This window comes from Streptomyces sp. NPDC101152, from assembly GCF_044768275.1.
In the GTDB taxonomy this organism is placed as follows: Bacteria; Actinomycetota; Actinomycetes; order Streptomycetales; family Streptomycetaceae; genus Streptomyces.
The window spans coordinates 14745-37368 of record NZ_JBIWPO010000028.1; the positions used below are offsets into that span (position 1 = coordinate 14745).

23 protein-coding genes are annotated in these 22624 nt (G+C 70.9%); 12 read left to right on the forward strand and 11 right to left on the reverse strand.

Annotated features, from left to right (window positions below; genetic code table 11):
- Positions 1-40 precede the first annotated feature (40 nt).
- A complete protein-coding gene (locus ACIRVK_RS29515) occupies positions 41-1048 on the forward strand; it encodes an NlpC/P60 family protein (protein WP_404252318.1) in 1008 nt (335 codons plus the stop codon).
- A 223-nt stretch (positions 1049-1271) separates the two neighbouring features.
- Positions 1272-1976 carry a phosphatase PAP2 family protein gene (locus tag ACIRVK_RS29520; RefSeq protein ID WP_404252320.1) on the forward strand — a complete coding sequence of 235 codons (705 nt, stop codon included), beginning with the start codon at positions 1272-1274 and terminating at the stop codon, positions 1974-1976.
- An 18-nt stretch (positions 1977-1994) separates the two neighbouring features.
- Here the strand turns inward: ACIRVK_RS29520 and ACIRVK_RS29525 are convergent, their stop codons facing one another.
- Positions 1995-3545: an FAD-binding oxidoreductase gene (locus tag ACIRVK_RS29525; protein WP_404252322.1), complete on the reverse strand. Its 1551-nt coding sequence runs from the start codon at positions 3543-3545 to the stop codon at positions 1995-1997.
- A 320-nt stretch (positions 3546-3865) separates the two neighbouring features.
- Between ACIRVK_RS29525 and pstS the strand changes: the two genes are divergently transcribed.
- The 4 genes from pstS (at position 3866) to pstB (ending at position 8010) form a co-directional block, all read left to right on the forward strand.
- Positions 3866-4999: a phosphate ABC transporter substrate-binding protein PstS gene (gene pstS, locus ACIRVK_RS29530; RefSeq protein WP_404252324.1), complete on the forward strand. Its 1134-nt coding sequence runs from the start codon at positions 3866-3868 to the stop codon at positions 4997-4999.
- 137 nt (positions 5000-5136) lie between these two features.
- A complete protein-coding gene (pstC, locus tag ACIRVK_RS29535; RefSeq protein ID WP_404252326.1) occupies positions 5137-6141 on the forward strand; it encodes a phosphate ABC transporter permease subunit PstC in 1005 nt (334 codons plus the stop codon).
- Positions 6138-7190, forward strand: coding sequence for a phosphate ABC transporter permease PstA (gene pstA, locus ACIRVK_RS29540; RefSeq protein ID WP_404252328.1), 1053 nt, complete (start codon positions 6138-6140; stop codon positions 7188-7190). Before pstC ends, pstA begins: the two co-directional genes overlap by 4 nt.
- Positions 7191-7233: 43 nt before the next feature.
- The gene (pstB, locus tag ACIRVK_RS29545) at positions 7234-8010 is read left to right on the forward strand and encodes a phosphate ABC transporter ATP-binding protein PstB (protein WP_404252330.1); all 777 of its coding nucleotides are present in this window, start codon (positions 7234-7236) and stop codon (positions 8008-8010) included.
- Positions 8011-8126: 116 nt separating this feature from the next.
- Here pstB and ACIRVK_RS29550 read toward each other — a convergent pair whose 3' ends face one another.
- Both ACIRVK_RS29550 and ACIRVK_RS29555 read right to left on the reverse strand, forming a co-directional pair.
- A complete protein-coding gene (locus ACIRVK_RS29550; RefSeq protein WP_404252332.1) occupies positions 8127-9125 on the reverse strand; it encodes an anion permease in 999 nt (332 codons plus the stop codon).
- 7 nt (positions 9126-9132) lie between these two features.
- A complete protein-coding gene (locus tag ACIRVK_RS29555; RefSeq protein WP_069780066.1) occupies positions 9133-9753 on the reverse strand; it encodes a DUF47 domain-containing protein in 621 nt (206 codons plus the stop codon).
- 200 nt (positions 9754-9953) lie between these two features.
- On the opposite strand from ACIRVK_RS29555, the gene ACIRVK_RS29560 reads away from it, so the two are divergent.
- Positions 9954-10304 (forward strand): metal-sensitive transcriptional regulator, encoded by a 351-nt coding sequence (locus ACIRVK_RS29560; protein WP_404252334.1) that lies wholly within the window; start codon positions 9954-9956, stop codon positions 10302-10304.
- A gap of 128 nt (positions 10305-10432) precedes the next feature.
- Here the strand turns inward: ACIRVK_RS29560 and ACIRVK_RS29565 are convergent, their stop codons facing one another.
- The 8 genes from ACIRVK_RS29565 to ACIRVK_RS29600 all read right to left on the reverse strand — a co-directional run bounded on the left by ACIRVK_RS29565 (position 10433) and on the right by ACIRVK_RS29600 (position 18036).
- A complete protein-coding gene (locus tag ACIRVK_RS29565; protein WP_404252336.1) occupies positions 10433-10612 on the reverse strand; it encodes a hypothetical protein in 180 nt (59 codons plus the stop codon).
- Between the two features lie 111 nt (positions 10613-10723).
- On the reverse strand, positions 10724-11545 hold the full coding sequence (locus ACIRVK_RS29570) for a hypothetical protein (RefSeq protein WP_404252338.1): 822 nt from the start codon (positions 11543-11545) through the stop codon (positions 10724-10726).
- 258 nt (positions 11546-11803) lie between these two features.
- On the reverse strand, positions 11804-12238 hold the full coding sequence (locus tag ACIRVK_RS29575) for an NUDIX hydrolase (protein WP_404252340.1): 435 nt from the start codon (positions 12236-12238) through the stop codon (positions 11804-11806).
- Positions 12235-13293, reverse strand: coding sequence for a CHAD domain-containing protein (locus ACIRVK_RS29580; protein ID WP_404252342.1), 1059 nt, complete (start codon positions 13291-13293; stop codon positions 12235-12237). The genes ACIRVK_RS29575 and ACIRVK_RS29580 overlap by 4 nt, the downstream gene beginning before the upstream one ends.
- Positions 13274-15505: an RNA degradosome polyphosphate kinase gene (locus ACIRVK_RS29585; protein ID WP_404252344.1), complete on the reverse strand. Its 2232-nt coding sequence runs from the start codon at positions 15503-15505 to the stop codon at positions 13274-13276. The genes ACIRVK_RS29580 and ACIRVK_RS29585 overlap by 20 nt, the downstream gene beginning before the upstream one ends.
- A 268-nt stretch (positions 15506-15773) precedes the next feature.
- On the reverse strand, positions 15774-16736 hold the full coding sequence (locus ACIRVK_RS29590) for a hypothetical protein (RefSeq protein WP_404252346.1): 963 nt from the start codon (positions 16734-16736) through the stop codon (positions 15774-15776).
- Positions 16733-17653: an ABC transporter ATP-binding protein gene (locus tag ACIRVK_RS29595; RefSeq protein WP_404252348.1), complete on the reverse strand. Its 921-nt coding sequence runs from the start codon at positions 17651-17653 to the stop codon at positions 16733-16735. Before ACIRVK_RS29595 ends, ACIRVK_RS29590 begins: the two co-directional genes overlap by 4 nt.
- Positions 17650-18036, reverse strand: coding sequence for a GntR family transcriptional regulator (locus ACIRVK_RS29600; RefSeq protein WP_356770757.1), 387 nt, complete (start codon positions 18034-18036; stop codon positions 17650-17652). The genes ACIRVK_RS29595 and ACIRVK_RS29600 overlap by 4 nt, the downstream gene beginning before the upstream one ends.
- 111 nt (positions 18037-18147) lie before the next feature.
- Between ACIRVK_RS29600 and ACIRVK_RS29605 the strand changes: the two genes are divergently transcribed.
- The 5 genes from ACIRVK_RS29605 to ACIRVK_RS29625 are packed head-to-tail and all read left to right on the forward strand — an operon-like array spanning position 18148 to position 22559.
- Entirely contained in the window at positions 18148-18696 is a 549-nt protein-coding gene (locus ACIRVK_RS29605) for an RNA polymerase sigma factor (protein WP_404252350.1), read from the forward strand.
- Entirely contained in the window at positions 18693-19508 is an 816-nt protein-coding gene (locus ACIRVK_RS29610) for a zf-HC2 domain-containing protein (protein WP_404252352.1), read from the forward strand. The genes ACIRVK_RS29605 and ACIRVK_RS29610 overlap by 4 nt, the downstream gene beginning before the upstream one ends.
- Positions 19505-20359, forward strand: a complete 855-nt coding sequence (locus ACIRVK_RS29615; RefSeq protein ID WP_404252354.1) for an ABC transporter ATP-binding protein — start codon at positions 19505-19507, stop codon at positions 20357-20359. The genes ACIRVK_RS29610 and ACIRVK_RS29615 overlap by 4 nt, the downstream gene beginning before the upstream one ends.
- Entirely contained in the window at positions 20356-21879 is a 1524-nt protein-coding gene (locus ACIRVK_RS29620) for an ABC transporter permease (protein ID WP_404252356.1), read from the forward strand. The genes ACIRVK_RS29615 and ACIRVK_RS29620 overlap by 4 nt, the downstream gene beginning before the upstream one ends.
- Positions 21870-22559 carry an ABC transporter gene (locus ACIRVK_RS29625; protein ID WP_404252358.1) on the forward strand — a complete coding sequence of 230 codons (690 nt, stop codon included), beginning with the start codon at positions 21870-21872 and terminating at the stop codon, positions 22557-22559. The genes ACIRVK_RS29620 and ACIRVK_RS29625 overlap by 10 nt, the downstream gene beginning before the upstream one ends.
- Positions 22560-22624: the final 65 nt, after the last annotated feature.

Sequence of the window (22624 nt, forward strand, 5' to 3'; positions counted from 1 at the left end):
GGGCGGATTCCGGGGCGGACTCCTTGGCGGCGAGGGGCGGTTGACGGTGCGTAAGGCATGGATCATTGCGTCCGTGGCTGTCGGCTCCGCCATGGCCTTCGTCGCGCTGCTCGTCGTCGGCGTGTACGTCGTCGCCGGGAACCTCGTCAACGGCATCGGGAGCGGCACCAAGGCGCTGGCCAAGGGTGCAGTACCGGCCGCGTACGCGGGCATCGTGCAGAAGTGGGGAAACCTCTGCCCGGCGCTGAATCCGGCGCTGCTGGCCGCGCAGCTCTACCAGGAGAGCGGGTTCAACCCGCGGGCCAGGAGCGCCGCGGCGGCCGAGGGGATAGCGCAGTTCATCCCCGGGACCTGGGCCACGCACGGGATCGACGGGAACGGCGACGGTGTCAAGGACGTCTGGGATCCGCAGGACGCGATCCCGTCCGCCGCGTCGTACGACTGTGAACTCGCCTCGTACGTGAAGGGCGTGCCCGGGAATCTGTCCGAAAACATGCTGGCCTCGTACAACGCCGGGGCCTACGCGGTGATCAAGTACGGGGGCGTGCCGCCGTACAAGGAGACGCAGAACTACGTCAAGACGATCACGACGCTGGAGGCGAGCTTCGCCGCGCCCGTCACGCGGGTCGATCCGTCGAAGCAGGCCGCCGGGGCGATCTACTTCGCGCAGAAGAGGCTCGGCACGCCGTACCTGTGGGGCGGCGACGGAACTGCCGCCGACGGCGGGCGTTTTGACTGCTCGGGGCTGACGAAGGCCGCGTACGAGAGCGTCGGCGTCACGCTGCCCCGCGTGGCCAACGACCAGTACAACGCGGGGCCGCACCCCAAGCGCAACGAACTGCTGCCCGGGGACCTGGTGTTCTTCTCGACGGACCTGACCGACTCACGGGCCATTCATCACGTGGGCATCTACGTCGGCGGCGGGTACATGATCGACGCGCCCCGGACGGGTGCCGTCATCCGGTTCGACCCGATCGACACCTCCGAGTACTTCGGCGCCACCCGGGTCACCGAAGATGGCGCGAAAGCACTGCCCACGACGGTGTAAACCGTGTGTGAAACCACCCCCTGAGCTGCGGAGATGGGTCTCTCTTCGATAACGTCTGCGTGATCATTCGGTGGAGTGTGGAACGTAGTAACCGGGACCATGCGTTCCTGTTCTCGTAGTCATCTGCGTAGGCAGCTACAACGTGATCTACAGCCACGGGGGTGGGTAGGAGCGGCGCATCTCGGATGCGCCCGGAAGCAGACGACGAAGGAGCCGCAGCACGATGGCTGGACTCGCCGAATCCGGGTCGAACCCCGACGTCGACCTGCTCTACGACATCAACGGGCTTGCCAAGCACGCCCCGCACTGGTTCGACCGGGGCATGGAGTTCGTCGGGGAGTACGGGCTGCTGCTGGCCATGGTGCTGCTGGTGGTGTGGTGCTGGTGGTCGGTGCGCAGGAAGGGCGGCGAGGACGCCGCGTCCTCCGTCGCCGCGCTCGTGTGGGCCCCGCTCGCCGCCGGGATCGCGGTGCTGGTGAACGTGCCGATACGGGGTTTCGTGGAGCGGCCCCGGCCCTTCCTCGACCACCAGGGGCTGGACGTGCTCGTGTCCGGCAAGACCGACTACTCCTTCGTGAGCGACCACGCGACCATCACCATGGCCATCGGCGTCGGACTCTTCGTCGCCAACCGGAGGTTCGGGCTCGCCGGGATAGCGCTGGCGCTGCTCGAGGGCTTCTGCCGGGTCTACATGGGCGTGCACTACCCGACCGACGTGATCGGCGGGTTCGCCCTCGGCACGGCCGTCGCGCTGCTCCTGTCACCCCTCGCCATGGCCCTGCTGACCCCGGTCACGAAGGCCGTCGAGACCTCCTCCTGGGGCGCCTGGTTCGTCCGCTCCCGCTCCGCCTCCCCCCGCGAAGAGGGCACCCTCCTCCCCGGCACCCGCAAGGACGTCGAGTCGGAGGAACGTGACCTGGCGGCGTAGTGCCGTCGCAGCAGTGCCCTACAGCGCCTGCGGGTACGTGAAGAAGTGGTCGGGGTCGTACTGCTTCTTCACCGTGGCCAGCCGGGGGGCCGCGTCGCCGTAGTAGGCCTTGCGCCAGTTCGACAGGGTCGGGTCGGTGTAGTTCTGGTAGGCCGCGCCGGAGGCGTACGGCTTCATCGCGTCGTGGGTCCTCGTCAGCCAGGACTGGGCTGTCGTGCCGGTCGTGCCCGCCCGCCAGGACGCTATGTACTGGGCCAGCATCCGTGAGCGGCGGTGGACGAAGGCCGTCGCCGTGGGGGAGACGCGGTTGACCGCGCCGCCGAGGGCGGTGAGGGCGATGCTGCCGGCGCCGCCCTGGACCGAGGCGATGTGGGCCAGCATGGTCTGGATGCCGGCCGACGATATCGAGCGGTCGAAGAAGTCCGAACGGGCCGCGTAGGTCTCCCGGCCGAGCGCGCCCTGCGGGTTGCGGCCCGGCGTCGTACCGGGCAGGTGGCACTGGGCGGCGGTCGGGAAGGACGAGCAGCCGGCGTAGGCCTCCATCGCGCCCTCGTAGGTGTGCCGTTTGAGCGTGACGCTGCGCGCCGGGGCGCCGACCTTCGAGGCGAGGCGGTCCAGCGCGTTCTGGAGTTCGCCGTAGGTGCCGAGCGAGAACGCGGCGACGGACACGGTGGGCGAGCCGCCGTTCTCCAGGTGGCAGGAGGACCAGATCTCGTCCGGCTGGTCGGGGCCCCACTCCTGCCAGGCCTTCACCACGGCCGCCGCCTTGTCCCAGGGCCAGGTCACGTACGCCGACACCGCCTGCGGTGCGGGGTGGGTACGGAACTGCAGTTCCGTCACGACGCCGAAGTTGCCGTTGCCCGCGCCGCGCAGGGCCCAGAACAGGTCCGCGTTGGTCGTCGCGTTCGCGGTGAGCTGCTTGCCGTCCGCCGTGATGAGGGTGGCCTGGGTGAGGCTGTCGCAGGTCAGTCCGTACGCCCGGGAGACCACGCCGTGGCCGCCGCCCAGGACCAGACCGGAGACGCCGACCGAGGGGCAGGAGCCCGCCGGTATCGTCACGCCCTTCGCCGTGAGGGCCCGGTAGACGTCGATGAGCTTGGAACCGGCGCCCACCACCGCCTGCCCGCCGCTGACGCGTATGCGGTTCAGCTCGGAGACATCGAGGATCAGCTTGCCGTTCCCCGAGGACCAGCCGGCGTAGGAGTGGCCGCCGTTGCGGATGGCGACCTGGAGGCCGTGGGCGCGGGCGTAGGACAGCGTCGTACGGATGTCGTCGGCGTGGGCGACGTAGGCGACCGCGGCCGGCTGGAGGGAGTCGAAGCGGGTGTTGTACAGCTTGTGGGCGGTGGCCCACTGGGCGTCGCCGGGGCGTATCAGCGGCCCGTCCAGGTCACGGGCGAGGGCCGCCCAGTTCGCGGCGGCCGTCTTGGCCGACGTCGACCTCAGGGCCGTACCGGAGCCGGACGAGGAGGTGCTGGTGTGCGCGGCGGCGGAGCCGCCCCGGCAGGCCGCCGTGGCGAAGGCCGCCATCGCGGCCGCGCCGCCGACCGTGAACGTACGCCGTTGCATATGTGCCTCCCGTTGGCTCTCGGGGGACGAGACGGCACGCCGACCCCCCTGGGTTCCGGCCTGCGTGTCACCGCTGTGTCACCGTGGATCCGGAAATCGACACGTGCCCTCCCCGTGAGCGTTCCGTGACCTAACCACAACGTCTGCAGGGGTTCACCTCTCGTTCATTTGGGCCCATAGGCGCCTTCACCTGATCTGCCTAATTTCGGCCTTACGCGATGCGGGCCGCATCCCCCTGGAGACGTGCCCCCATCACCCGGACTTCGCAACTTCGCACGCCGCCGATTCAGGACGGCGGCTACTGGAAGGAACTCTTTCAAGTGAAGCTTCAGCGCATGAATCGGCGGGCCATCGCCCTCGGTGCACTCGCCGCGTCGGGCGCCCTGGTCCTCACGGCGTGCGGCTCGGACAACACCAGCAGTGGCAGCAGCAGCGGCGGCAGCAGCGCGTCCGCCACCACGCAGGCGGGTTCCATCAAGTGTGACAATGCCAAGGGCCAGCTGCTGTCCGACGGCTCGTCGGCGCAGAAGAACGCGATCGACGCCTGGGTGGCGCAGTTCTCCAAGGCCTGTGGCGTGCAGATCAACTACAAGGCCGGCGGTTCCGGTGCGGGTGTCACCTCCTTCACCCAGGGTCAGCTCGCCTTCGCCGGTTCCGACTCGGCGCTGAAGCCCGAAGAGGTCACGGCCTCCAAGAAGGTCTGCTCCGGCGGTCAGGGCATCGACCTCCCGATGGTCGGCGGCCCGATCGCGGTCGGCTACAACCTCTCCGGCGTGTCCAACCTGGTCCTGGACGCCCCGACCCTGGCCAAGATCTTCGACAGCAAGATCCAGTACTGGGACGACGCGGCCATCAAGAAGCTGAACCCGTCGGCGAAGCTCCCGCACCTGAAGATCCAGGCGTTCCACCGCTCCGACGAGTCGGGTACGACGGACAACTTCACCAAGTACCTGAAGGCCGCGGCCCCGAGCGACTGGACCTACTCCGGTGGCAAGGCCTGGCAGGCCAAGGGTGGCCAGGCCGCCGCGCAGTCCTCCGGTGTCGCCGCCCAGGTCAAGCAGACCAACGGCTCCATCGGCTACTTCGAGCTGTCCTACGTCACCGACGGTGTCAACGCCGTCAGCATCAACACCGGTGCCAGTGCGCCGGTCGCCCCGAGCAGCGACTCCGCCTCCAAGGCCATCGCCGACGCCAAGGTGACTGGCGTGGGCCAGGATCTGTCGCTCAAGCTGAACTACAACACCAAGGCCGACGGCGCGTACCCGATCACCCTGGTGACCTACGAGATCGTGTGCGACAAGGGCAACAAGTCGGACACCCTCCCCGCCACCAAGGCGTTCCTGCGCTACATCGCCTCCCAGGACGGCCAGAACCTTCTGTCCGGCCTGAAGTACGCCCCCATCCCCGCCGAGATCAACGCCAAGGTCCGCACCACCATCGAGGGCCTGAGCTGAACTGAGTGTGCGCTCCGGTCCCGGGCCCGCCCCGGGGCCGGACCGCACCGTCCGGTGCACCGCCGCCACGAGCCGTACGTCACGTACGGCTTCGCAGAGCCGCACCTCGCGTGCGGCTCCGCAGACCGGAGAACCCGATGGACACCACACAGATAAAAGACGCGCCTCCTCCCACCCCCCAGCCCACCGCGGCCGAGCAGAAGCGCAACGCCCGCGGCGCCACCCGACCCGGAGACCGGATCTTCCTCGGTCTCTCCCGTGGGTCGGGCATCGTGCTGTTGGTGATCATGGCCGCGATCGCGGTCTTCCTCACCTACCGCGCTTCCCTCGCGCTCAGCAAGAACCACGGCAACTTCCTCACCACCTTCGAGTGGAACACCAACATCCAGCCGCCGTCCTTCGGTATCGCGGTGCTGGCCTACGGCACGGTGATCTCCTCGATCATCGCCATGGTCCTCGCGGTCCCGGTCGCGGTGGCCATCGCGCTGTTCCTCACGCACTACGCCCCGCGCCGGATCGCCGGCCCCATCGCGTACGTGGTCGACCTGCTCGCCGCGGTGCCGTCCATCGTCTACGGCCTGTGGGGCGCGCTGATCCTCGTACCGCACATGACCGGTCTCTTCGGCTGGCTCAACGACTTCTTCGGCTGGACCGGGTTCCTCTCCTGGGACCAGGGCGCCCCGCGCTCCCTGCTCACCGTGGGCATCCTGCTCGCGATCATGATCCTGCCGATCATCACCAACGTCAGCCGCGAGGTCTTCCGCCAGGTCCCGCAGATGCACGAGGAGGCGGCCCTGGCCCTCGGCGCCACGCGCTGGGAGGTCATCCGCATGGCCGTCCTGCCGTTCGGCCGCTCCGGTGTGATCTCCGCGTCGATGCTCGGCCTCGGCCGCGCGCTCGGCGAGACGATGGCCGTCGCCACCGTCCTGTCCCCGGACTTCCTGATCCACGGCAGCCTGCTCAACCCGGGCGGCGGCACCTTCGCCCAGAACATCGCCAGCAAGTTCGGCGAGGCGGACGACTTCGGCCGGGACGCGCTGATCGCCTCCGGTCTGGTCCTGTTCGTCATCACCCTGCTGGTCAACGGCGCGGCCCGCATGATCATCGCCCGCCGCAAGGAGTACTCGGGGGCCAACGCATGAGTAACGCCGCCATCGCTGAGAAGCGCCCCAGCACCCTGCGCGCCGCGAGCCTGCCGAATTGGTCGCCCTGGGCGATCGCCGGTGGCTCCGTCGCCGTCGCCGTCGCCATCGGGACGGGTGCCGGGCTCACCAAGGTGCAGTGGGGTCTGATCGCCGGTCTGCTCTTCCTGATCTCCACCTACGGCATCGCCGCCAAGGTCGAGGGCCGCCGCCAGGCCAAGGACCGGATCGCCACCGGCCTGATCTGGGTCGCCTTCCTGGTCGCCCTCGTGCCGCTGGTCTCCCTGGTCTGGGTGACCGTGGTGCGCGGTGTGAAGGTCCTCGACGTCTACTTCCTGACCCACTCGATGGGCCTCGTCGCCGACTCCCAGCCGGGCGGTGGCATCTACCACGCCATCGTCGGCAGCCTGGAGCAGGTCGGTCTCGCCACCCTCATCGCGGCACCGATCGGCGTGCTGACCGCCATCTACCTGGTGGAGTACGGCCGTGGTCGGCTCGCCCAGGCGGTCACCTTCTTCGTCGACGTCATGACGGGTGTCCCGTCCATCGTCGCGGGTCTGTTCATCCTCTCCCTGATGCTGATCTTCCAGATGCAGCCCTTCGGCTTCGCCGGTTCGCTGGCCCTGGCCATCCTGATGATGCCGGTGGTCGTGCGGTCCACGGAGGAGATGCTCAAGCTCGTCCCGAACGAGCTGCGGGAGGCTTCCCTGGCACTGGGTGTCCCGAAGTGGCGCACCATCCTGAAGGTGGTCCTGCCGACCTCCATCGGTGGCATCACGACCGGCGTCATGCTGGCCGTCGCCCGTATCACCGGTGAGACCGCCCCTGTGCTGCTGTTGGTGTTCGGTAACCGGTTCATCAACAACAACCCCTTCTCGGGGCCGCAGCAGTCGCTGCCGCTGTACATCTACCAGCAGTACGCCGCCGGCAACGACTACGCGTACAACCGGGCCTGGGCGGCTTCGCTGACCCTGATCGCCTTCGTGATGATCCTGAACCTGGTGGCCCGCGGCATCGCCCGCTGGAAGGCCCCGAAGACCGGTCGCTGACCGCGGCCATCGGCGACCGAAGAAATCTGGAAGTGAAGTAATCATGGCCAAGCGAATCGACGTAAGCGGACTGACCGCCTACTACGGCTCCCACAAGGCGATCGAGGACATCTCGATGACCGTCGAGCCCCGCACGGTGACGGCCTTCATCGGACCGTCGGGCTGCGGCAAGTCGACGTTCCTGCGCACGCTGAACCGGATGCACGAGGTCACCTCGGGCGGCCGGGTCGAGGGCAAGGTGCTGCTGGACGACGAGGACCTGTACGGGCCCGGCGTCGACCCGGTGTCGGTGCGGCGCGAGGTCGGCATGGTGTTCCAGCGGCCGAACCCCTTCCCCACCATGTCGATCTTCGACAACGTGGCGGCGGGGCTGCGGCTGAACGGCAACTTCAAGAAGAGCGAGCTCGGTGACATCGTCGAGAAGTCGCTCAAGGGCGCGAACCTCTGGAACGAGGTCAAGGACCGCCTGAACAAGCCCGGTTCGGGGCTGTCGGGTGGTCAGCAGCAGCGGCTGTGCATCGCCCGCGCGATCGCGGTCGAGCCGAAGGTGCTGCTGATGGACGAGCCGTGCTCGGCGCTCGACCCGATCTCGACCCTCGCCATCGAGGACCTGATCGGTGAGCTGAAGGAGCGCTTCACGATCGTCATCGTGACGCACAACATGCAGCAGGCGGCACGGGTCTCGGACCGTACGGCGTTCTTCAACCTCGCGGCGGTCGGGCAGCCCGGCAAGCTGATCGAGATCGACGACACGGAGCGGATCTTCTCCAACCCGTCGGTCCAGGCGACGGAGGACTACATCTCCGGCCGCTTCGGCTGATCCCGAAGACCCCTCGCGGTGCTGCATGGCGGTGCCACCGCGAGGACGATGAAGGGCCCGCCCTCGCTCCCGGGGGCGGGCCCGTCGTCGTACCGGAGGAGATTTCCGCAGATGCCCTACAGGAACACCAGGTTCACCAGGCCGTAGACGCCCGCCGCCACCAGGGCCGCCGCAGGCATCGTGATGAACCAGCCGAGGACGATGTTCTTGGCGACTCCCCAGCGGACCGCGTTCACGCGCTTCGTCGCGCCGACGCCCATGATGGCCGAGGTGATGACGTGGGTCGTGGAGACGGGGGCCTTGAAGAGGTACGCGGTGGAGAACATGATCGCGGCGCCGGTGGTCTCCGCGGCGAAGCCCTGCGGCGGGTCCAGTTCGATGATCTTGCGGCCGAGGGTGCGCATGATGCGCCAGCCGCCCGCGTAGGTGCCCAGGGAGAGCATGACGGCGCAGACGAGCTTCACCCAGACCGGGATCGGGTCGCCGTACGTCTCATGGCCGGAAATCACCAGTGCCATGACGACGACGCCCATCGTCTTCTGGGCGTCCTGCAGGCCATGACCGAGGGCCATGCCGGCGGCCGAGACGGTCTGCGCTATGCGGAAGCCGCGCTTGGTCTTGTGCGGGTTGGTCCTGCGGAAGATCCACAGGATGGCCAGCATCACCAGGTAGCCGACGACGAGGCCGACGACGGGGGACAGGAACATCGGGATGACGACCTTGTCCAGGACTCCCGACCAGTGGACCGTCGTACTGCCCGCCAGTGCCGCCCCCACCAGACCGCCGAACAGGGCGTGGGAGGAGGAGGACGGCAGGCCGTAGTACCAGGTGATCAGGTTCCAGGTGATCGCGCCGACCAGGGCCGAGAAGAGGATGGCCATCCCCTGGGAGCCCGACGGCGTCGCGATCAGCCCCTCGCTGACGGTCTTGGCCACCCCGGAGCCGAGGAAGGCGCCGGCCAGGTTCATGACCGCGGCCATGGCGAGAGCGGCCCGCGGGGTCAGCGCCCGCGTCGACACGGAGGTCGCGATCGCGTTCGCCGAGTCGTGAAAGCCGTTGGTGTACGTGAAGAAGAGCGCGACCGCGATGGTCACGATCAGAGCGAAGGTGTCCATCGACGCCTCAGGACTCCTTGACGGCGATGGTCTCCACCGTGTTCGCCACATGCTCGAAAGCGTCGGCGGCTTCCTCCAGCACGTCCACGATCTGCTTGAGCTTGAGCACCTCGATCGCGTCGTACTTGCCGTTGAAGAGGTGGGCGAGGAGCTTGCGGTGGATCTGGTCGGCCTGGTTCTCCAGGCGGTTGACCTCGATCCAGTACTCGGTGAGGTTGTCCATCGTGCGCAGGTTGGGCATGGCCTCGGCCGTCAGCTCGGCCGCCCGTGCCAGCACCTCGATCTGCTGCTCGACGCCCTTCGGCAGTTCCTCGACGTTGTAGAGGACGACCAGGTCGACGGCCTCCTCCATGAAGTCCATGATGTCGTCGAGGGACGACGCGAGGGAGTAGATGTCCTCGCGGTCGAAGGGCGTGATGAACGAGGAGTTCAGCTGGTGGAAGATCGCGTGCGTGGCGTCGTCACCTGCGTGTTCCGCGGCCCGCATACGCTCTGCGATCTCGGCTCGGGCAGGTGCGTCCGCCCCGAGCAGTTCCATCAGGAGCTTCGAGCCCGTGACGATGTTGTCCGCGGATGCGGCGAACATGTCGTAGAAGCTCGTCTCCCTGGGGGTCAGACGAAAGCGCACAAGGGGTCCTCGGGATGCATCGGTTTCGGTCAGGCTGATGCTAAGTGCATCATCCGGCCACGGCTAATGGGCCGTCCCCCAGTGTCGCCCATCAGTCACAGTGATCCGCACGGGGGCGTACCAAGGGCCGTATACCCAGCAAACTCCGGTACCATATACCCACTAGGGGTATATGTCCGCACGTCTTGTGGGAGGACGCGATGACGACCACCGAGGCCGGCGCGACGGCGCCCTCCGACGGCTTTCAGGACAAAACCGAACAGAACACCACGCATGGGTACCACAAGCAGAAGGACGAGCACCTCAAGCGGCTGCGCCGGATCGAGGGCCAGATCCGCGGGTTGCAGCGGATGGTCGACGAGGACGTCTACTGCATCGACATACTCACGCAGGTGTCCGCCTCCACCAAGGCGCTGCAGTCCTTCGCGCTGCAGTTGCTGGAGGAGCATTTGCGCCACTGCGTCGCCGACGCTGCCCTCCGGGGCGGGGACGAGATCGACGCGAAGGTGGACGAGGCCACGAAGGCGATCGCGCGCATGCTGCGCACCTGACCGCCAAGTGCTCCACGGGAAGTGCCGCGGTGGGCCGCCGATCACCTGTCGGCCCGTTGTGGCCGGTCGCGTAGTGCCCCACGCCCCTTTGGGGCGTGCCGAACCGGAGCGGAGTTCGCGAGGACCGCTCAGGCACCGCGAGGGTCGTCGCGCTCCTCGGAGACTCTCAGCACCTCGTCGATGCTCTCCAGGCTGAGCCGCTCCCCGCCTGCGGCCGAGGCCGCGATGATCAGCTCTCCGCACAGCTCGATCTCGGCGAGGGCCACGTGGTCCTGAACTGCCGTACCGCCGACCGGAGCCACGCGCATCACCTCATCTCTGCCGTCACCGACTTCCTAGAGTAGGGAGCGGCTACAGACCGCGCATGGCACGTAAGGGCTAGTTCTTGACGCCCGCGATCCTTCCCCGGTAGGAGGGCGTCACTCGGCGATCTTCCCGGCGTAGATGTCCCGGGACGCCGGCAGAGTCACGGTCGCCGGAACCCCGAAGTCGTACAGCAGCGTCGTCGAGGCCACCGCGACGGCGGCCTTGTTCCGGCCGCCCACGAAGCTGAAGCGGTGCCGGATCTTGCGGATGCGGCCCTGGTCGTCGAGGTAGACGTCGAACGGCACCTCGGCGCTGGCGAACCCCTTCGCCGCCGCGGCGAGAGACTGCCGGACGCCCCCGGCGGCACCCCGCGCGGCGAGGGCGAGGTCGGCGGTGCCGCGGTAGTGCCGTACCTCGGTCCCCGCGAGGTCGGTCCGGCCGAGGTACCTCGCCGTGCGGGTGCCGCGCAGCAGCTCGGCGGCGGCGAACGGGTCGGTCGCGCCGCCGGTCACCAGGTTGCCGTCGGAGACGGTGGCCGTGTCGACCCGGATCCACTTGTCGGCGGGCACCCCGGCGCCGCGGTTCTTCATGAACAGGGCGCCCGGCGTGAGGAGTTCGGTGATCGGGGGGTGCTCGGCGGCGCCGGTCGGGTCCTGGGGGAGCCGTAGCGTCAGCCGGCCGAGCCGGCCGTGGAAGTCGTACACGCCCTGGCCGCGGATGGTGACGCGGGTACCGCCGGTGGCCATCTCCATCGAGGTGGTGGCCTTCGAACTGCCCGCCGCCACCAGGGTTTCGGCGGCCCGGTGCAGGATCCGCACCGCGTCGGCCGGGGAGTCGTCGGCGGCCGCGCCGGGGCCGGAACACCCGGCGGCCCCGAGACAGACCACGACCCCCGCGACCACCGCCCCGCCCGCCCTGCGCCGCCGCTCGGCCATCCCCTGCAACCCCCAGCCGGTCCGTCCGTCATGGCCCCCCTGTCGTCCCGTTCAACGACGGCCGCGAGGAGCCGTCACGCGCGGGGGATCACCGCACCCGGGGATGGGTAACGTTGTCAGAGTGGCGCAGGAGGAACATCGCACGACGACGGTCGAACAGGGCCGTTTCTGTTTTGCCCGGTGCAGCTGCGGCTGGCGCGGGCCGGCCCGCAGGGCCCGGAGCCAGGCCAGGACGGACGCCGAGGGGCACGGGCGGCCTCAGAGCACGTGACGGAAGGTGGCCAGCAGCTCGTCGACGAGGGTCCGGTCGCGGTACTGGGTCAGCCGGCTGCGGGCCGCCGCGGGGGACAGCCACAGCACGCGGTCCACCTCGTCGTTCGGGGTGAACGAGCCCGCGGTGACCTCCGCGGCCCAGTAACGCACCTGCTTGGGACGGCCGTTGGCGAAGTAGCGCACGCTGCCCAGCTCGGTGCCGGGCTCGGCCGTGCAGCCCGTCTCCTCCTCGACCTCGCGCAGCGCGCCGGCGAGCGCGTCCTCGCCGCGCTTCAACTTGCCCTTGGGGTGCGACCAGTCGTCGTACTTGGGCCGGTGGACCAGGCAGACCTCCAGCGCGCCGTCGATCGGGGAGCGCCGCCACAGGACGCAGCCGGCGGCCTGGACGAGCGTGGCGTCGCCGTCGGGGGGCGGGGTCACCTGGTCACCACCTGCTTCTGCCAGCACTGCTGGAACGCGAACCGGGCCGCCTCCACCTCGTGGCGCTGGTCCGCGTGGAGCACCCCGAGCGCGTAGGCCGTCGCCGGGGCGATCCGGGGGGTGCGGGCCGCCGAGGCGGCCGCGGCCGCCGCCTCCGAGGCGTCCCGGTGCCGGTCCAGGGCCTGGCCGGCGGTCAGCAGGCGGACGTCGATCGGGGCGTCCGTGCCGAACAGGGCCTCGCGGGCGTAGCGGTGCAGGCGCAGCAGGAGGCGGACCTGGTGCCAGGGGGCGTCCTGGGGGTGCGGGCTGGGGTCGGGGGAGAGGCCGTGCACAAGCGCCTCCGCGTTGTACGGGCTGCCCGCGGTGACCAGGGGGAGCGCGGCGACGGCGTCGGTGAGGCGCTCCTCGGCCGCGGCGGCGAGCGGGCCGAGTTCGGTGGTGTGGGCGGCGGCGGTGAGGGGGACCTCGCTCGCCAGGACGGCCACCTTGTCGGCGACGGCGTGGAAGCGGGAGGAGCCGAGGGCCTGCAGGGCGGTGGAGTGGGCCCGCGTCCGGGCCAGGGTCAGCTGGCGTTCCAGGAGGGCGCCCGCCTTCGCCGCCCCGACGGTGAGGTTCCCACGTTCCTGGTTCGCCGTGTCGCCGCGACCGCGCACCACGGCTGCGCCAACCGCCTGCACGGGGAGAATCGTTGCCCCCGACAGCCGGTGCAGCGCGAGCAACAGCCGCTCCAGGCGGGCCTCGCAGGCGTGCTCCATCGACAACGTGCCCGACAACCACGCCAGTTCGGGACGCAGGCTCTCCGACCACTCGGTCTCCAGGAGCGGGCGGTACGTGTGCAGGCTGCCGCTGATGCGGCGGACCGAGCGGCGCAGGGCGCGCGCCGCGTCGACGGACTCCTCCGTGCCGTTCGAAGCGGCGGCCGTTCCGGTCTCCCGGTGCTGCCGCAGGGCGCGGAGGAACTCCGTGGCCTGGGCCCGCAGGTAGCCCGCGAGGGCGTCCCCGGTGGGGGCGGGCCCGGCCGTGGAGTCCGTCGGGTCAAGGTGTTGCTGTGCCACGCCGGCGCCTCCGGGCGTCTATGAGCATCTCCTGGACGTTTCGCAGGGGCCCGCCGTCCGCGTCGGTGGCGTGCCGGATCCACTCGCCGTCCGGCCCGAGGTGCCAGGAAGCGGTGGTGTCGGACATGCCGGTCTCCAACAGCCGGTTCAGGGCTGCGCGGTGGGCCGGGTCGGTAACCCTGACCAGGGCCTCGATACGGCGGTCGAGGTTGCGGTGCATCATGTCGGCGCTGCCGATCCACACCTCGGGCTCGCCGCCGTTGCCGAAGGCGAAGACCCGGGAGTGCTCCAGGAAGCGGCCGAGGATGGAACGGACCCGGATGTTCTCCGACAGGCCCGCGACGCCCGGGCGCACGGCGCAGATGCCGCGCACCCAGACGTCGACCGGCACACCGGCCTGGGACGCCCGGTAGAGCGCGTCGATGATCGCCTCGTCGACCATCGAGTTGACCTTGATGCGGATGAAGGCGGGACGCCCGGCACGGTGGTGCTGGGCCTCTTTGTTGATCCGCGCGATCAGGCCGTCGCGCAGGGACTTGGGGGCGACGAGCAGACGGCGGTAGGTCTCGCGGCGCGAGTAGCCGGAGAGGCGGTTGAAGAGGTCGGAGAGGTCGGCGCCCACCTGGGGGTCGGCGGTGAGCAGGCCGAGGTCCTCGTACAGCCGGGCCGTCTTCGGGTGGTAGTTGCCCGTGCCGACGTGGCTGTAGCGCCGGAGCGTGTCGCCCTCCTGACGGACCACCAGGGACAGCTTGCAGTGCGTCTTGAGGCCCACCAGGCCGTAGACGACGTGGCAGCCGGCCTCCTCCAGCTTGCGCGCCCACTTGATGTTGGCGTGCTCGTCGAAGCGGGCCTTGATCTCGACCAGGACGAGAACCTGCTTGCCGGCCTCGGCCGCGTCGATGAGCGCGTCGACTATCGGGGAGTCGCCCGAGGTGCGGTACAGGGTCTGCTTGATGGCGAGGACGTCCGGGTCATCGGCCGCCTGCTGCAGGAAGGCCTGCACGGAGGTGGAGAAGCTGTCGTACGGGTGGTGCAGCAGCACGTCGCGGGTGCGCAGGGCGGCGAAGATGTCGGGCGCGGACGCCGACTCGACCTCGGCGAGGTCGCGGTGGACGCCGGCGATGAACTTCTTGTACTTGAGCTCGGGACGGTCGAGACCGGCGATGCGGAAGAGGCCGGTGAGGTCGAGCGGGCCCGGCAGCGGGTACACCTCGGCCTCGCTGATCTTCAGCTCCCGCACCAGCAGGTCGAGGACCTCGCGGTCGATGGACTCCTCGACCTCCAGGCGCACCGGCGGCCCGAAGCGGCGCCGCATGAGCTCCTTCTCCAGGGCCTGGAGCAGGTTCTCCGCGTCGTCCTCCTCGACCTCCAGGTCCTCGTTGCGGGTGAGCCGGAAGGCGTGGTGCTCGAGCACCTCCATGCCCGGGAACAGCTCCTCCAGGTGGGCGGCGATGACGTCCTCGATGGGGACGTAGCGGCCCGGGGAGCTCTCCAGGAAGCGGGACAGCAGCGGCGGCACCTTGACGCGGGCGAAGTGGCGGTGACCGGTGACGGGGTTGCGCACGACCACGGCCAGGTTCAGGGAGAGGCCGGAGATGTACGGGAAGGGGTGCGCCGGGTCGACCGCCAGCGGGGTCAGCACGGGGAAGATCTGGTGCCGGAAGAGCGTGAAGAGGCGGGCCTGCTCCTTCTCCGTCAGCTCGGCCCAGCGGACCAGGTGGATGCCCTCCTCGGCGAGCGCGGGGGCGACGTCCTCGTGGTAGCAGGCGGCGTGCCGGGCCATCAGCTCGCGGGAGCGGGCCCAGATCATCTCCAGGACCTCGCGCGGCTGCAGGCCGGAGGCGGAGCGGGTGGCGACCCCGGTGGCGATACGGCGCTTCAGGCCGGCCACCCGGACCATGAAGAACTCGTCCAGGTTGCTGGCGAAGATCGCGAGGAAGTTGGCGCGCTCCAGCAGGGGCGTGTTCGGGTCCTCGGCGAGTTCGAGGACCCGCTCGTTGAACGCCAGCCAGCTGCGCTCCCGGTCGAGGAATCGTCCCTGCGGCAGCAGCGGCCCGTCGAACGGCGCCTCCTCGTAGGCATCGAGGTCGGCGTCGATGTCGGGTTCCAGGTCGGAGACCGCGGCGGCCACGGTGTGCGGGCGGTGCGCGGCTATGGAGCCCACGGAGGGCTGTGCGTGCTGAACCTGTGCCTGGGTGTCTTGCTGCGTCATGAACCCATTCTTCCGCGCCAGAGGCGTTACGGGCGCGTCGGACAGCGCGGGTGGGAGCACGTGCACGGAGCGGAGGGCGTCCCCGTTCCCCGCGGTCCCCTCGCGTGGCGGCGAAGGTTCTGGCACGGAGGGCGTCATTGGCCGAGCGTCGCAAGCCTGTCTGAACCGTTGGTTACGGCGACATGGCGTGCGGGATATCTGGGGGCGGCTCCGGAGCGTCCGCCTCGACCGCGGTCGAGGTGACGGATGTCCGGAAGCCGCCCCGAACCTACACGTGGCTGCTGCGCCTGCGCAGTACGGCGAAGGCCGCGGCGACGGTGAGGACGGTCAGGGCCAGCAGGACGCCGGTCTCCAGGAGTTGGCGGGGCCAGTAGTCCGGGGAGGGCAGGTAGGCGCGGTCGAAGCGGACGATGTGGTGGCGGGCGAGGCAGGCCCGGTCGGTGTAGCAGCCCGGGTCGCCGACGTAGGCGCCCGAGGTGGTCACCGCCCAGCTGTGGGAGTCCAGGTCGGGCGTCTGGTAGCGGCCCTGGAAGGGCCAGTGGTTGCCCCGGAAGGCGTACACCAGGAAGTACGCGAACCCGCTGGACGCCAGTGCGGCGAGCGTGCGGCGGGTCAGCAGCCCGAGGAGCACGCCGAGGGCGAGTCCCAGCAGCGGGGCGGCGACGGTGGCGGGGCCGAGGGAGAAGTACAGGGAGCGCGGGCCGATCCCGGCGATCAGCAGGTTGCCGTGGTCGGACCAGAGCTTGCGGTACAGCACCACCAGCACTCCGGTGCCGAGGGCGACGAAGGCCCCGGGCACGGCGAGCTTGGCGGCGAGCCAGCGCGCCGGGGACACGCCCTGCGTCCAGGCGAGCCGCGCGGTGCCGCTCTCCAGCTCGCGGGCGATCAGCGGGCCGCCGGCGAACAGGGCCACCGCGAAGGAGGCCAGCGTGATCAGGGTGTCGGGGTCGTAGAAGAGGTTGTCGTAGATGCCCGAGGTGAACGACAGGAGCGTGATCGAGGAGGACGCATCCAGTACGCCCGCGTAGCCGAACCGTTCCAGCATCTGCTGCGCGGAGTGCGCCCGCGGCCCGTCCAGCCACAGCAACAGCCCCGCGGTACCGGCGACGAACACCACCCAGATCCACAGCGCGGTGCGGTGCAGCCGCAGGACGGTGCGTATCAGGCCGCGGGGGCGCAGGGGGGCGGTGCGGGCGCGGGCGGCGGGCTTGAGGGGCGTCGTCGTGGTCACGCGGTCACCGCCGCGGTGTCGGGGGTCGCGCTCGGGGTGAGCAGGGTCGGGGCGTCCGGGGAGCGCAGGTGGGCGAGCAGGAGGTCCTCCAGGGACGGGTCGGCGGTGGCCCAGCCCTCGCGGACCGGGCCCTCGCGGCGGATCAGCGCGGTCAGGCCGCGGCCCGCCGTACGGGACTCGATGACGGTGTGCGGGGCGAGGTCGGCGGGGGTGCCGCGGCCGGTGACCACGGTGTGCGCGGCGAGCAGGTCGTCGATGCCGCCGCCGAGCCGGACCCGGCTGCCGCCCAGGAGCAGCAGGTGGTCGCAGACGTCGGCCAGTTCGCTGACGATGTGCGAGGACATCAGCACCGTCGTGCCGCGCTCGGCGGCGTCCGCCATCAGGGTGCCCATGAGGTCGTGCCGGGCGAGCGGGTCGAGGTCGGCCATCGGCTCGTCCAGCAGCATCAGGTCGGGCCGCTTGCCGAGGGCGAGTGCGAGCGCCACGCGGGTGCGCTGGCCGCCGGAGAGCGCGCGGATGCGGGCCCCGTGGTCGAGTGCGCCCTCCTCGACGATCCGGGCGGCTCGGGCGGCGTCCCAGCGGGCCGGGTTGAGGTCGGCGCCCAGGCGCAGCGTCTCGGCGACCGTCAGCTGGGCGTAGAGGGGCTTGTTCTGGGCGAGGTAGGAGACCCGCTCGCGGAACTCGCCGGGTGCGGCGCCGAGGACGGTGAGGGTTCCGGAGGTGGGCCGCAGCAGTCCGGCGGCCAGGGACAGCAGGGTCGACTTGCCGGCGCCGTTGGGGCCGACCAGGGCGCTGATCCGGCCGGCGGGCAGGCGGAAGGAGCAGTCGTCCAGGGCGGCGGCGGCCCTCCTGCCGTACCGCTTGCCGAGCCGGGTCGCCTCCAGGGCGACGGCCGGGGCGGTGCTGGTGGAACTCACTGGTCCCCCTTCGGGAAGTGTTCGTCGAGGACGGCCGTGAAGAGCGCGTCCACGTCCTCGCGGCCGAGGCCTGCCGACCGGGCCCGCCTCGCCCACTCGTCGAGTTCGGCGCGCAGGGGCGAGTCGGCGGGCTGGGCGCCGAGGGAGCGGCGCACGAAGGTGCCGAGGCCGCGGCGGGCCTCGACCAGGCCCTCGCGTTCCAGCTCCCGGTAGGCCTTCAGGACCGTGTTGGGGTTGATGGCGGTGGCCTCGACCACCTCACGGGCGGTGGGCAGCCGGTCCCCCGGTTCGAGCAGGCCGAGGCGCAGTGCCTGCTTGGTCTGCTGGACGATCTGGACATAGGTGGCGACGCCGGAGCGCCGGTCGATGCGGTACTCGACCACCCGTACAACCACCCTTTCACTAATTGAGTAGTGAAAGAGTGGTGGAAGGGGCCTGAGAAAGTCAAGTCCGTTCCTGTGAACCGGGGGGCGGTTGTCGTCCGATGAGGAGGTGTGAGCGAAACGAGAAGCGACGGGGAGCTGCTGCGGGCCGCCGCGGACGGTGAGCGGCGCGCCTTCGAGGAGCTGTACCGGCGGTACGCGCCCTGGCTGACCGCCCGGCTGCGCGGCCGGTGCGCGGACGCGGGCGTGGTCGACGACGTCGTGCAGGAGACGTTTCTCGCGATCTGGCGGGGCAAGGCCCGCTACCGCGAGGACGGGGCCGCCGGCGATGCGGCCGGGTGGCTGTGGCGCATCGGCTCGCGGCGGCTGATCGACGCCCTGCGCGGGGACGGGGCACGGGGGCGGCTGCGGCACGCGCTGGCGCGGCTGCGGCACCGCGACGAGGCGTCCGCGGAGGAACGCGTGCTCGCGGGGGTGGAGCACGGGGACCTCGCGGGCGCCCTCGTCGGACTGTCACCGGAACTGCGCGCGGTCCTGCAGGCGACGGTCATCGACGGGCTGACCACCCGGGAGGCGGCCGTCCTGCTCGGGATACCGCCCGGGACGGTCAAGACACGGGCGATGCGCGCCCGCAGGCAGCTGAGGGAGGCGCTGGCATGACGTGGCATGTGGATGCCGAGGATCTACGGGCCTACAGCCGGGGCGAGTTGGCGGCGCCCCTGCTGTGGTCCGCCGACACGCACCTGGTCGCCTGTGCGCGTTGCCGGGGCGTGCTGGCCGAGGTCGGCACCTCCGTCGACGCCGGGTGGGAGCGCTTGGACGCCGAACTCGACGCACCCCGGCCGGGGTTGTTCGAGCGGCTGCTGGTGCGGGCCGGCGTCGCCGACCACACCGCGCGGCTGCTGGCGGCGACCCCCGTGCTGCGCCGCGCCTGGCTGGGCGCGGTCGTCGCCGTACTGGTGATGTCCGTCCTGGCCGCCCAGAGCACCGGCTCCGTCACCCTGTTCCTGGCCCTCGCGCCGCTGCTGCCCCTCGCCGGGGTCGCGCTGTCGTACGGCCCCGCGCTGGACCCGACGTACGAGATGGCGGTGGTTGCCCCGGTGCACGGGTTCCGGCTGCTGATGATCCGCACGGTCGCCGTCCTCGCCGCCGGTCTCGGCCTCGCGGGCCTGGCGACGCTCGCCCTGCCCGGCGTCGGACCGGGCGCCCTGGCCTGGCTGCTGCCCGCGCTCGCGCTCACCTCGGCCGGCCTCGCGCTCTCCGCCCGTCTCGGCCCGGTGCTCGCGCCGTCGCTTGTCGGCGGGGCGTGGGTGGCGCTGCTGCTGGCGGCGCACGCCGTCCAGGCCGACCGCACGCTCGTGCCGTTCACCGCGGCCGGCCAGGGGGTGGCGGCGGCGGTCGCCGCGCTCGCCGGCGGGCTGCTGTTCCTCGTACGTGACCGTTTCGACCGCTTCCAGGGAAGTGCCGCATGACACCCACCGTTTCCGCCTCCGGGCTCAGCCTGCGCTACGGCGGCACCCGTGCCCTCGACGACGTGTCGCTGCGGCTGACCCCGGGCGTCACGGGCCTGCTCGGGCCCAACGGCGCCGGGAAGACCACCCTGCTCAGGGTGCTGGCCACCGCCGTCCCCGCCGACAGCGGCGCCTTCACCGTGCTGGGCCACGACCCGGGCACCCCGGCCGGCCGCCAGGAGGTACGGCGCCGGCTCGGCTACCTGCCCCAGACCCCCGGCTTCCACCCGGACTTCACGCCCTTCGAGTTCGTCGACTACGTGGCGATCCTCAAGGAGATGACCGACCGCGCCGCCCGCCACCGCCACGTGCGCGACGTGCTGGCCGAGGTCGACCTCGCCGACGTCCGCGGCAAGCGCATCAAGAAGCTCTCCGGCGGGATGCGGCAGCGCGTCGCCCTCGCCGCCGCCCTGATCGGTGACCCCGGCTTCCTCGTCCTGGACGAGCCGACGGTCGGCCTCGACCCCGAACAGCGCATGCGCTTCAGGGAGTTGGTCGCCCGGGCGGGCGAGGGCCGTACGGTCCTGCTCTCCACCCACCAGACCGAGGACGTGGCGATGCTCTGCCACCGCGTCCTGGTGATGTCCGGCGGCCGCGTCCGCTTCGACGGCACCCCCGCCGAGCTGACCGCGCGGGCCGCCGGCCGGGTCTGGAGCAGCACCGAACGCGACCCGGGCGCGAAGGCGGGCTGGCGCACCGGAACCGGCTCCTTCCGCAACGTCGGCCTGCCGCCCGCCGACGCCGACCTGCTCGAACCGACCCTGGAGGACGGCTACCTGCTCACCCTGGACCAGGCGGAGGTGCCGGCGTGACCATGGTGATGGAACAGACCCCGACGGCGACCCGGACCGAATCCCGGGGCACCCCCTGGGCGGCCGTGCTCGCCCTGGCCCTCTTCGAGGCGCGGCGGCTGCTGCTCCGCCTCCCCATGCTGCTGGCCTTCGCCCTGTACGTCGCCTGGGTCGTATGGCGCACCCCGGACTTCGAGAACGGCTACCCCGCCCTCCAGGACGCCGACCGTGCCACCCAGTCCGGCCCGCTCCTCATCGGCCTCGCGGTCCTGGTCTGCGTCAACCAGGCGATGCTGCGCTCCCGACGCCGGGACACCGAGCGGCACTTCGCGGTGCTGATGCTGCGCCCGTGGCAGCGGACGGCGGCCCACGCCCTGTCCGTCGTGCCGGTCGCACTGCTCGTCGGGGTGTGTGTGCTGGGCCAGTTCGGCTGGATGGCACTGGGGTCCGCCGCCGTCGGCACCGCCTCGACGGCCGAACTGCTCGTCGGACCACTCACCGTGCTGCTCGCGGGAGCGGTCGGCGTGCTGCTCGCCCGCATGTTCACATCGATCCTCGCGGCGCCCCTCACGATCGTGCTGTTCTTCTTCCTCCTCTTCGGCGGGGCCTTCCCCGCAGGAGGCGGCGAACGAGGAACCCGCTGGCTCGCGCCGATCGTCAGCGAGAACACCCACACGGCGATCCCCTCGAACCTGATGGACCGCCCCGCCGCCTGGCACGCCCTCTACCTGCTGGGCCTGGCCCTGACGGTGGCCCTGCTGGCGGTCGTGACGTCCGGCGGCCGCGGCCGGATCCTCCTGGGATCCGTCGCCGCAGCCCTCGCCCTCGCGCTGACCGGCGGGACAGCCCAGACGGGAGCGCTTCCGGACCGTACGACGGTGGCGCGGGTGCAGGCCACGAACGCGCCGGAGAAGCAACAGGTCTGCGTACGCCGGGACGGCTCGACGTACTGCGCCTTCCCGGAGTGGAAGCCGCGCACGGCCACCTGGGCGTCCGTGGTGGACCACGTCCGCTCCTCGACCGGCGGCGCCGCCCACACCCAGCCGCTCCTCGTCCGCCAGCGCGTCTACGCCACCGACGGCCTCACCTCCGACGGCGCGATCGACCCGTCGGCGAACCCGTACCAGGTCACCGTCGGCACCGGCTGGGGCGGCCCGCGCGTCCCCGAGTTCTCCGCCGCCGTCGCCTCCGTGCTGGTCACGGGCAGCGAGAAGGCGACGACCGGCCTGTGCGACGGCCGCACCGTCACCATCATGTGGCTCGCCCTGAACTGGCAGCCCGACCCGATGAAGTCCCTCAGCGACGTCCGCCTCGACGACAGCGTGTCCGGCTCGGCGATCGTCCTGTCCCCGACCAACCCGCTGCAGATGACGGCCGGCCAGACCGACGTCGTCCGCGAACTGCTGCACGAGCCCGCCGAGTCGGCGGCCGCGAAGGTGAAGGCCCACTGGACCGAACTGACGGCCCCCAAGGTCACGACCGCCCGAGCGGCCCAGCTGCTGGGCGTCAAGGCGCCGAAGGAGAAGGACAAGTGCGAGTGACGATCAGGGAGTTGACGCTCCCCGTCTGGCGAAATCTGCCCTGGCGGGCGTTGGGAGCGGCAGCGGGCCTCGGCCTGCTGCTGGCCGGAACTCTGCGCTGGGCCGGCGGCGACGTCCGCGGCTGGCCCGCGCTCACCCTGCTCCGCGCCGCCGTCCTCTCCTACGCCCTGGCCCTGACCTTCCTCCTGGACGACCCGGCCCGCCACACGACGGCCACGGTACCGACCCGCCGCGCCCTGCGCACCGCCCTGCGGATCACCCTGGTCACCCCGCTCACCGCCCTCTGGTGGACGACGGTCGTCCTCCTGGTCCCCGCGGACGCACGCCCCCCGGTGGCCGACGTCACCCTGGAGGCCGCTGCGGCCTGCGCCCTGGCCCTGGTCGCGGGAGCACTGGCGGTCCGCTGGACCCACGAGCCCCACCCGGGCCCGTCGGTGGCGGCGACCTACCTCCTCACCGCGCTGGCGGCCCCCCACCTGCTCCCCACCGGCTGGCAACTGTTCGTCTGGCCCCAGGACAGCAACTGGGGCCCGGCACACGTGCGGTGGGCGTGGCTGCTGGCAGGGGCACTACTGGCACTGGCGGCAGGGATCCAAGAGCCGGTACGCAAACGGACCTTGCGCCTCGGACGCAGGGCACCCCTCAGCCCGTCTGGGGGTACCCCCTCTGGGGGAGCTTGAGGACGAGGCCTTTCGGGCCGAAGGGGGTTCTGGGGGCACAGCCCCAGAACCCTCACCCCCACCCA

Bases quoted from the DNA above. Each gene is read 5' to 3' on its own strand.
- ACIRVK_RS29570 (WP_404252338.1), bottom strand. From the start codon at position 11,545: ATGGCCGAGCGGCGGCGCAGGGCGGGCGGGGCGGTGGTCGCGGGGGTC.
- ACIRVK_RS29560 (WP_404252334.1), top strand. From the start codon at position 9,954: ATGACGACCACCGAGGCCGGCGCGACGGCGCCCTCCGACGGCTTTCAG.
- ACIRVK_RS29585 (WP_404252344.1), bottom strand. From the start codon at position 15,505: ATGACGCAGCAAGACACCCAGGCACAGGTTCAGCACGCACAGCCCTCC.
- ACIRVK_RS29520 (WP_404252320.1), top strand. From the start codon at position 1,272: ATGGCTGGACTCGCCGAATCCGGGTCGAACCCCGACGTCGACCTGCTC.
- pstB (WP_404252330.1), top strand. From the start codon at position 7,234: ATGGCCAAGCGAATCGACGTAAGCGGACTGACCGCCTACTACGGCTCC.
- pstA (WP_404252328.1), top strand. From the start codon at position 6,138: ATGAGTAACGCCGCCATCGCTGAGAAGCGCCCCAGCACCCTGCGCGCC.
- ACIRVK_RS29610 (WP_404252352.1), top strand. From the start codon at position 18,693: ATGACGTGGCATGTGGATGCCGAGGATCTACGGGCCTACAGCCGGGGC.
- ACIRVK_RS29525 (WP_404252322.1), bottom strand. From the start codon at position 3,545: ATGCAACGGCGTACGTTCACGGTCGGCGGCGCGGCCGCGATGGCGGCC.
- pstC (WP_404252326.1), top strand. From the start codon at position 5,137: ATGGACACCACACAGATAAAAGACGCGCCTCCTCCCACCCCCCAGCCC.
- ACIRVK_RS29565 (WP_404252336.1), bottom strand. From the start codon at position 10,612: ATGCGCGTGGCTCCGGTCGGCGGTACGGCAGTTCAGGACCACGTGGCC.
- ACIRVK_RS29615 (WP_404252354.1), top strand. From the start codon at position 19,505: ATGACACCCACCGTTTCCGCCTCCGGGCTCAGCCTGCGCTACGGCGGC.
- ACIRVK_RS29550 (WP_404252332.1), bottom strand. From the start codon at position 9,125: ATGGACACCTTCGCTCTGATCGTGACCATCGCGGTCGCGCTCTTCTTC.